The organism is Flavobacterium sp. UBA6135, from assembly GCF_002428305.1.
Lineage (GTDB): Bacteria > Bacteroidota > Bacteroidia > Flavobacteriales > Flavobacteriaceae > Flavobacterium.
Map to the genome: position 1 here is coordinate 1 of NZ_DIVJ01000038.1, position 4,288 is coordinate 4,288.

The following is a 4,288-nucleotide window of genomic DNA, read 5'->3' on the forward strand; positions in this document are numbered from 1 at the left end:
CAGAGTTAATAACTTCACCGGACATCGCATAAGCCAATTGCCATTTTTGTTGGTATAAATACGCCTTTGCTAATAAAGCCTGAGCGGCACCCTTTGATGCTCTTCCTAAATCATTCAGAGGATATTGTCCTTTCAAAGGCAGTTTCTCTATAGCATCGGTTAAATCGAGTTCAATTTGAGCATAAACTTCTTCTTTCGTTTTTCTGATAAAAACGACTTCATTAATTGTTTGTGAGTCATTAATATCAATTTTTTCAACAACAATTGGGACACCACCAAAACAACGCACCAAGTCAAAATAGAAAAGAGCTCTGAGAAATTTTACTTCTCCAATCAACCTGTTTTTTAAAACCGGGTCTATGGTTAACAATTCCAGATAATATAAGGCATTGTTTGCTCTATAAATTCCATCGTATCTTCCTCTCCAAACATCATTAAAGGAAACATCAATTGCTGAGAAAGTCAAATTATCCATTTTATGTTTATCAGTACCCGTGTCGGTTGGTGTTGAACCTTTATCTGCATCATCAGAAGTAATACTGGTAATCCCAATCCAAGAAAAGGAATACATATTAAAGTCCAATTGTTTATTATAGATACCATTGACCAATTGCACCGCGTTTTCAGGATTATTTAAAAAGTCAAATTCTGTTTGTGCATTATTTGGTTCTACATTCAAATCATCTTCACAGGAAAAAATGAAAACCGAAATAAAAAAAAGACTTATTATTTTAAATTTTATATTGTGATTCATAGCATTATTTTTTTAAAAACTAACATTAAGACCTAGTAAAAATGTTTTATTTGTGGGATAGGCATCTAATTCAATACCCGCATTACCTAGTGGGTCAGCATTGTTACCACCAGCCAATTCCGGTGAATATCCCGTGAATTTTGTGAATATAAATGGATTTATAGCTGTTAGATAAAATCGCACTCTTTCAATTTTTTCATAAAATTTAGGTAACGTAAATCCAACTGTTATGTTATTGATTCTAAAGAATGCTCCGTCTTCAATATAATACGTTGAAGAAGTTGGAATGGTGTTAAACGGGAGCGGATTTTCAGCATTAGGATTTGAGGGCGACCAGAAGTTTTCCAGCACAGCATATTCAATATTTTCACCTCCAAAACGCTGGGCTTTTTTCCCGTTATATAGCTTATTTCCACCAACACCGTAAGTATCCACAGAGAAGTCAAAGTTTCTGTATTTACCGCCAAAACTCAATCCATAAGTATACGTTGGTAAATAAGAACCGGCTACTACACGTTCATCACTATAAGTAAAAGCCCCGTCATTATCTATTCCCGTAACCTCATATACATAGAAACTTCCTAAAGCCTCACCTACTAAAACTTGTTTTGTCCATTGACCGTTATTAATGCTTCCTCCAATATAATCGGCAAAAAATGCATTACTTACGCTTGTCAATTCGTTTTTATTATAGGATATGTTTCCAGATATCCAATAATTTAGATTATCATTTATTTTATCATCCCATCGTAAAGAAAACTCAACACCTCTATTGCTGACATCACCTGTATTAACGGTTACTCTTTCCGGCGAAAGCACGGTAGGCAAAGTAACCGGAAGAATTACGTTTTCTGATTTTCTGTCATAGACATCTAAGGAACCGGACAATTTATTATTTAAAACCTTAAAATCAAGACCTAAATCAAACTCTTTCATGGTTTCCCATGTTAAATTGGGGTCAACTTGATAAGGTTGATTACTTCCCGGATAGATGGTTTGGTCAGGTCCGAAAGCATAGTTGAACCCCGCTGCAAAAACCGGAATATTTAGTGCGTTAAGCGTATTACCGTTCCCCACTTCTCCATAGCCTCCTCTAAGTTTCAAGTAATTTATATGTTTGCTATTTTGCATGAAATTCTCATTAGAAATTACCCAACCTGCAGAAACGGCAGGAAAAACTCCCCATCTTTTTGCATCTTGAAAAGCACTTATTCCTTCCCTTCTGACAGAAGCTGTTAAAAGGTATCGGTTATCAAATTCATAATCTACCCTTCCAAAATAAGCTAATGAAACCAAAGGAGTTTGTCTTAAATTAGACACTACAGCACCGGGAGCGGTTTCATTATTGTATGAAGAAAGATCCAACGACCAATAATTTGATTGTTCAGGGACATTCCATCGAGTTCCACTTAAATTTTCTGAAACGTTTGAAGTTGTTCGAGACATACCTACCGTTACCGTAAACTCATGCTTATCAAATTCTTTTTTATAGGTTAAGAAATTATCCCAGTTCCAACGGTATGAATCACCGCGGCGTTGATTTAAAATATTAATTGGAGCATTGGGTGAATAGTCTTGTATTTCGGATGTCGCATTCTGAGATAACCAAATATCTCTGCTTGGGGTAAACGTATAACCTTTTGACCAGTCAAAAGTTGCTCCAAAATTTGAGGTAAAAATTAATTCGTCAAGAATTTTTAATTCCGCACCAACTGAACCAAAAAGGGTTAGATTTTTGTTCTTTTCATTTGTATAATACAATTGAGAAACAGGGTTTCCTACATTGTTAAAACGGTCACTTCCGTTTATATCTATGAGACCGGTTTCAGGGTTTCGCAATGGTACTCCCCAACGACCGTTTTCAAAACGCACTGGGACGATTGGTGCTTGTTTATAAGCATTTGTAAAAGCACTTAGTGGTTTGGGTGTATTACCCACTATAGAAACATTCACAGCTTGAGAGATTTTTAATCTGTCTTCTAAGAGTCTGAATTCATTTCTTGAATTTATGTTTGTTCTTTCAAACTCTGTTCCGTCTAAAATACCTTTCTCTTTATAATTGGTTGCCCCAAAATAATAATTTGCATTTTCACTACCTCCCGAGACGGCAATATGATTGCTCATCACTTCACCGGTACTTGTAATTTCGTTTAACCAATTAGTGTTATAGGGTTGTTCAAAATTAAAATAGGATGAAGACCCTTGGGCTGTATTATTATAATATGCAAAGCGATAGGAATCGGACATTTCAACTTCACGTTGGATAAATTTTTGTCCGTAATAGGAATCAAAAGTAACCTTCATCGTTCCTCTTTTACCTTTTTTAGTTGAGATCACTACCACTCCATTAGAGCCTTTTTGACCATAAATGGCAAGCGAAGACGCATCTTTCAAAATGTCCATTGTTTCAATTTCATTAGGGCTTAATCCATTCAGGCTAGAAGCTTCAATACCGTCAATTATATATAATGGGTCTCTACCCCCTAATAAAGTCCCCAGTCCTCTAATTCGAATTGACGGATTAGCACCGGGTTCATCATTTGTAACAATATTAACTCCAGCGGCTCTACCTTGGATAGCTTGAACAGCTGACTGTGCGGGTGTTTTAAGGATATCTGCTGATTTGATTTGAGAAACTGATCCTGTGATTGAACCCGCTTTTTTAGTTCCATATCCCACTACTACCACTTCATCGAGATTTTGATCGCTGTCATCTTTTAATACAACAACCATCCCTTGAGTTGCCTTAACAGTAGTTCTTTCAAAGCTTATCATCAAAAATTGAATTTCATCACCTACTTCGGCTTTTACCGTAAAATTACCGTTAAAATCGGTTGTGGTATTTTCTTGTGTTTCTAAAACTAAAACAACAACATCAGGTAAAGGAAATCCCTTTGAGTCTGTTACTCTTCCTGAAATTTCCTGTGCATGTGATAAAAATTGAGAAGATAATGCAACGAGTATAATTATATACCTTGTCATATAAATATTAGTTTGTTTTGTTGGTGTTGTAAATATACTAACTAAAACGTTGTAGTTACTCATAATATTTCACTACACTACTACATCAAAAGCTAAACAATAATAATTATTAAATTGATTATCAATTATTTGTAATGTTAACAAATAAACATAGATACATCTCAATAAAAGCACTTTGATGTAGTAATGATGGGTTAAAATTCACTAAAATATTGTGAGAAAAAATAAATAAAGAATAATTTTTGATTAATTTTTATAAGTTAATCATAAAATTAGATAAATTGTCGTCTGAGTGCAACTCCAATTTTTTACGAAGTCGGTAGCGGTGAAGTTCAACGCCGCGATAAGAAATATTCATTAATGGTGCAATTTCTTTTGAAGACAAATTCATTTTTAAGTAGATACAGAGTTTGATGTCTTTTGAAGTTATGTTTGGGTATTTATTTGTTAATCGGTGTACAAAATCTTCATGACTTTGCAGTATGTTTTTTTCAAAATTTTCCCATTCTTTTCTGTTAATGGCATTTACTTTTATTGATTTATTAATTTTAC

At 34.4% G+C, this 4,288-nt stretch carries 3 protein-coding genes; all 3 read right to left on the bottom strand.

From position 1 onward, the window contains the following. The coding region (locus B3L86_RS09795) for a RagB/SusD family nutrient uptake outer membrane protein (RefSeq protein WP_291118341.1) at positions 1 to 754 on the bottom strand (754 nt) is incomplete at its 3' end. 12 nt (positions 755 to 766) lie between these two features. Further along, positions 767 to 3,736: a SusC/RagA family TonB-linked outer membrane protein gene (locus B3L86_RS09800; protein WP_291118342.1), complete on the bottom strand. Its 2,970-nt coding sequence runs from the start codon at positions 3,734 to 3,736 to the stop codon at positions 767 to 769. Positions 3,737 to 3,989: 253 nt separating this feature from the next. Next, the coding region (locus B3L86_RS09805) for a helix-turn-helix transcriptional regulator (RefSeq protein ID WP_291118344.1) at positions 3,990 to 4,288 on the bottom strand (299 nt) is incomplete at its 5' end.

What these genes read in the sequence shown, in the direction of transcription:
- B3L86_RS09800 (WP_291118342.1), bottom strand. Translation starts at nt 3,736, where the DNA reads ATGACAAGGTATATAATTATACTCGTTGCATTATCTTCTCAATTTTTA.